This window comes from Escherichia sp. MR (assembly GCF_005280595.1).
GTDB lineage: Bacteria > Pseudomonadota > Gammaproteobacteria > Enterobacterales > Enterobacteriaceae > Escherichia > Escherichia ruysiae.
Map to the genome: position 1 here is coordinate 1 of NZ_SZVK01000100.1, position 5,601 is coordinate 5,601.

A 5,601-nucleotide genomic window follows, 5' to 3' on the forward strand; every position below is an offset into this window, starting at 1 on the left:
TGCGGTATTCCGCCGCCGGATGGCAGGGAGACATGGATTTACCGCCGCAGCCGCTGATACCTTACGCCGACTGGTAAGTTTTCAGATAGCGCCTCTCTTAATGCCGCTGCGATCGGGTATACTCGGGCGGCAATCTGGGATTTCCGGGGGGAGACAATTTGCGCGTTAGTCGCTCGTTAACAATTAAGCAGATGGCAATGGTGGCGGCCGTTGTCATGGTGTTCGTTTTTATTTTTTGCACTGTTTTGCTGTTCCACCTGGTACAGCAGAATCGCTATAACACGGCTACGCAACTGGAAAGCATTGCTCGCTCTGTCCGCGAACCCTTATCTTCCGCCATTTTAAAAGGTGATATTCCCCAGGCGGAAGCTATTCTTGCCAGCATAAAACCAGCAGGCGTGGTCAGTCGCGCCGACGTGGTGCTGCCTAATCAGTTCCAGGCACTGCGTAAAAGTTTTATTCCAGAGCGCCCGGTGCCGGTGACGTTCACTCGACTGTTTGAGTTACCGGTACAAATCTCGCTGGGCGTCTACTCGCTGGAACGTCCTGCTACCCCGCAGCCGATTGCCTATCTGGTGTTACAGGCGGATTCCTTCCGCATGTACAAGTTCGTGATGAGCACTGTCTCTACGTTAGTGACCATTTACTTACTTTTGTCGCTGATCCTGACGGTGGCGATTAGCTGGTGCATTAATCGACTGATATTACATCCTTTACGCAATATCGCTCGCGAGCTAAACGCCATTCCACCGCAAGAGATTGTCGGCCATCAACTGGCCTTGCCGCGTCTGCACCAGGACGACGAAATCGGTATGCTGGTGCGTAGTTACAACCTCAATCAGCAATTGTTGCAGCGCCATTATGAAGAACAGTGCGAAAACGCGATGCGTTTCCCGGTGTCGGATTTGCCAAACAAAGCCTTGCTGATGGAGATGCTGGAACAGGTGGTCGCACGTAAACAAACCACCGCACTGATGATCATCACTTGTGAAACGTTACGTGATACTGCTGGCGTGCTGAAAGAGGCGCAGCGGGAAATCCTGCTACTGACGCTGGTGGAGAAAATCAAATCGGTGCTGTCGCCACGCATGATCCTCGCACAGGTCAGTGGCTATGACTTCGCTGTGATCGCTAATGGTGTACAGGAACCGTGGCACGCTATCACATTAGGTCAGCAAGTGCTCACTATCATGAGTGAACGCTTGCCGATTGAACGTATTCAGCTACGTCCGCACTGTAGCATCGGTGTGGCGATGTTCTATGGCGATCTCACTGCCGAACAACTTTATGGCCGTGCTATTTCGGCGGCATTTACCGCCCGTCATAAAGGGAAGAATCAGATTCAGTTCTATGATCCACAGCAGATGGAAGAAGCTCAACAACGGTTGACGGAAGAGAGCGATATCCTTAATGCACTGGAAAATCATAAGTTTGCTATTTGGCTACAGCCACAGGTGGAGATGACCAGCGGCAAACTCGTCAGCGCGGAAGCGTTGCTGCGCATCCAGCAAGCGGATGGTACATGGGAACTGCCGGATGGCTTAATCGATCGTATTGAGTCCTGTGGACTGATGGTTACCGTCGGTCATTGGGTGCTGGAGGAATCCTGTCGACTGCTTGCTGCCTGGCAAGAGCGCGGCATTATGTTGCCATTATCGGTGAATCTCTCGGCGCTACAGTTGATGCACCCAAATATGGTGCCGGATATGCTGGGGTTATTAACTCGTTATCGTATTCAGCCTGGAACGTTGATCCTGGAGGTCACGGAAAGCCGACGCATTGATGACCCTCACGCGGCGGTGGCGATCCTTCGTCCGCTGCGCAACGCCGGCGTACAGATGGCGCTGGATGATTTCGGCATGGGTTACGCAGGGCTGCGTCAGTTGCAGCATATGAAATCGTTGCCAATAGACGTGCTGAAAATCGACAAAATGTTTGTTGAGGGCTTACCGGAAGATAGCAGCATGATTGCTGCAATTATCATGCTGGCACAAAGCCTGAATCTGCAAATGATTGCTGAAGGCGTAGAAACGGAAGCGCAACGCGACTGGCTGGCAAAAGCAGGTGTTGGTATTGCCCAGGGCTTCCTTTTTGCCCGTCCACTCCCCATTGAAATCTTCGAAGAGAGTTACCTGGAAGAAAAGTAGCTACCCCAAACTGATTACAAAACTTTAAAAAGTGCTGGTTTGTGCGAGCCAGTTCAAACTTTTTAACCTTTTTGTTTCAATTATGATCCAGGTACATTTCTGTGATGTTGTCTGGGTGTTATTTTAAGGCCGCAGGTACTCCATAACCTTACAAGACCTGTGGTTTTACTAAAGGACACCCTATGAAAACCTCTCTGTTTAAAAGCCTTTATTTTCAGGTTCTGACAGCGATAGCCATTGGTATTCTCCTTGGCCATTTCTACCCTGAGATAGGCGAGCAAATGAAACCGCTTGGCGACGGGTTCGTTAAGCTCATTAAGATGATCATCGCTCCTGTCATCTTTTGTACCGTCGTAACGGGCATTGCGGGCATGGAAAGCATGAAGGCGGTCGGTCGTACCGGCGCAGTTGCACTGCTTTACTTTGAAATTGTCAGTACCATCGCGCTGATTATTGGTCTTATCATCGTTAACGTCGTGCAGCCTGGTGCCGGAATGAACGTCGATCCGGCAACGCTTGATGCGAAAGCGGTAGCGGTTTACGCCGATCAGGCAAAAGACCAGGGCATTGTCGCCTTTATTATGGATGTCATCCCGGCGAGCGTCATTGGCGCATTTGCCAGCGGTAACATCCTGCAGGTGCTGCTGTTTGCCGTACTGTTTGGTTTTGCGCTCCACCGTCTGGGCAGCAAAGGCCAACTGATTTTTAACGTTATCGAAAGTTTCTCGCAGGTCATCTTCGGCATCATCAATATGATCATGCGTCTGGCACCCATCGGTGCGTTCGGGGCGATGGCGTTTACCATCGGTAAATACGGCGTCGGCACCCTGGTACAGCTTGGGCAGCTCATTATCTGCTTCTACATCACCTGTATCCTGTTTGTGGTGTTGGTACTGGGTTCAATCGCTAAAGCGACCGGTTTCAGTATTTTCAAATTTATCCGCTACATCCGTGAAGAACTGCTGATTGTGCTGGGAACATCCTCTTCCGAGTCGGCGCTGCCGCGTATGCTCGACAAGATGGAGAAACTCGGCTGCCGCAAATCGGTGGTGGGGTTGGTTATCCCGACAGGCTACTCGTTTAACCTTGATGGGACATCGATATACCTGACGATGGCGGCGGTATTTATTGCCCAGGCCACTAACAGTCAGATGGATATCGTCCACCAAATCACGCTGTTGATTGTGTTGCTGCTCTCTTCCAAAGGGGCGGCTGGGGTAACGGGCAGCGGCTTTATCGTGCTGGCGGCGACACTCTCTGCGGTGGGCCATTTGCCGGTGGCGGGTCTGGCGCTGATCCTCGGTATTGACCGCTTCATGTCAGAAGCCCGTGCGCTGACTAACCTGGTCGGTAACGGCGTTGCGACCATCGTGGTTGCTAAGTGGGTTAAAGAGCTGGACCACAAAAAACTGGATGATGTGCTGAATAATCGTGCGCCGGATGGCAAAACGCACGAATTATCCTCTTAATCTCACCACTTATGCCCGCACTCCCTTCCCCGAGTGCGGGTGTTTGAGCATAATTGCCCCCTGTGCCCGAACTTACCACCTGGGTGAGTTCGGGTTTATTTCACTTCCTCCGTGACATTTTTATGTTCTTGCGGTCTAACACGAAGTGTTTTTAACGTCATTTAGGCTGACCGATAGCGGGCAGTCTTTTATTACCAGGATAGTTGATCAGGGGTTCACATGCAGGGCACAAAAATTCGACTTTTAGCGGGCGGTTTGCTGGTGATGGCCACTGCTGGCTATGTGCAGGCAGATGCGCTCCAGCCTGATCCAGCATGGCAACAGGGGACGCTCGCCAACGGTTTACAGTGGCAAGTGCTGACCACGCCCCAGCGTCCCAGCGATCGTGTTGAAATTCGCCTGCTGGTTAATACCGGTTCGCTCGCCGAAAGTACACAACAGAGCGGTTACAGTCATGCCATTCCTCGTATTGCGCTGACGCAAAGCGGTGGTCTGGAAGCGGCACAGGCACGTTCATTGTGGCAGCAGGGGATCGACCCTAAGCGCCCGATGCCGCCGGTGATCGTCTCTTACGACACCACGCTGTTTAATCTGAGTTTGCCAAATAATCGTAACGATCTGCTGAAAGAGGCGCTCTCTTATCTGGCGAATGCGACCGGCAAGCTGACCATCACACCAGAAACGGTTAACCATGCGCTGCAAAGCCAGGATATGGTGGCAACCTGGCCTGCCGACACTAAAGAAGGCTGGTGGCGCTATCGTCTGAAAGGATCAACTTTGTTAGGTCACGATCCTGCCGATCCGCTGAAAAAGCCCGTTGAAGCGGAAAAGATTAAAGATTTCTACCAGAAATGGTACACCCCAGATGCAATGACGCTGCTGGTGGTGGGGAACGTTGATGCGCGCTCGGTTGTCGACCAAATCAACAAAACGTTTGGCGAACTGAAAGGCAAACGTGAAACACCGGCTCCGGTGCCGACGCTTTCTCCGCTGCGTGCGGAAGCGGTGAGCATTATGACCGACGCGGTGCGCCAGGATCGGTTATCTATCATGTGGGACACGCCGTGGCAGCCGATTCGTGAGTCAGCCGCACTGCTGCGCTACTGGCGCGCGGACCTGGCTCGTGAGGCGCTGTTCTGGCATGTTCAGCAAGCATTAAGCGCCAATAACAGCAAAGACATCGGCCTTGGATTTGATTGCCGAGTGCTGTATCTGCGTGCGCAATGTGCCATCAACATCGAGTCACCAAACGACAAGCTGAACAGCAACCTTAATCTGGTGGCGCGTGAACTGGCGAAAGTCCGCGATAAAGGTCTGCCGGAAGAAGAGTTCAACGCCCTGGTCGCGCAAAAGAAACTGGAGCTGCAGAAACTGTTTGCCGCCTATGCACGAGCTGATACCGATATTCTGATGGGTCAGCGGATGCGTTCACTGCAAAATCAGGTTGTCGATATCGCACCGGAGCAATATCAGAAACTGCGTCAGGATTTCCTTAACAGCCTGACGGTAGAGATGTTAAATCAGGATCTGCGTCAGCAGTTGTCGAACGACATGGCGTTAATTCTGCTGCAGCCGAAAGGCGAGCCGGAATTTAACATGAAATCGTTGCAGGCTGCCTGGGATCAAATCATGGCGCCATCGACTACGGCTGCGGCAACGTCTGTCGCCACGGATGATGTGCATCCTGAAGTGACGGATATTCCACCCGCGCAGTAATAAATAATCCGGCAGCGTTTCTTCTGCGCTGCCGGGATTAACGGTAATGAATATACCCGCAGATATTTTTCCAGGCACGGCGGTAGCGTGCAGATAATTACTGACTGCTGTGGTTTATGTAAAAGGAAGTAACCACACTTTGTGAACGTAACGTGCTAAAGGAATATAAATGCGCTACAAAGTCACACTGTTCTGGTGATGCTGCCAACTTACTGATTTAGTGTATGATGGTGTTTTTGAGGTGCTCCAGTGGCTTCTGTTTCTATCAG

General features: G+C 51.8%; 3 protein-coding genes. All 3 read left to right on the forward strand.

Annotation, left to right across the window (positions count from 1 at the left end; genetic code table 11):
• Nucleotides 1-158 precede the first annotated feature (158 nt).
• The gene (gene hmsP, locus FC814_RS22020; RefSeq protein WP_137326470.1) at nucleotides 159-2,147 is read left to right on the forward strand and encodes a biofilm formation regulator HmsP; all 1,989 of its coding nucleotides are present in this window, start codon (nucleotides 159-161) and stop codon (nucleotides 2,145-2,147) included.
• Between the two features lie 182 nt (nucleotides 2,148-2,329).
• Nucleotides 2,330-3,616 (forward strand): C4-dicarboxylate transporter DctC, encoded by a 1,287-nt coding sequence (gene dctA, locus FC814_RS22025; RefSeq protein WP_000858214.1) that lies wholly within the window; start codon nucleotides 2,330-2,332, stop codon nucleotides 3,614-3,616.
• Between the two features lie 219 nt (nucleotides 3,617-3,835).
• On the forward strand, nucleotides 3,836-5,332 hold the full coding sequence (locus tag FC814_RS22030) for a pitrilysin family protein (RefSeq protein ID WP_001163165.1): 1,497 nt from the start codon (nucleotides 3,836-3,838) through the stop codon (nucleotides 5,330-5,332).
• The last annotated feature ends 269 nt before the right edge of the window (nucleotides 5,333-5,601 follow it).

Bases quoted from the DNA above. Each gene is read 5' to 3' on its own strand.
- dctA (WP_000858214.1), top strand. From the start codon at position 2,330: ATGAAAACCTCTCTGTTTAAAAGCCTTTATTTTCAGGTTCTGACAGCG.
- FC814_RS22030 (WP_001163165.1), top strand. From the start codon at position 3,836: ATGCAGGGCACAAAAATTCGACTTTTAGCGGGCGGTTTGCTGGTGATG.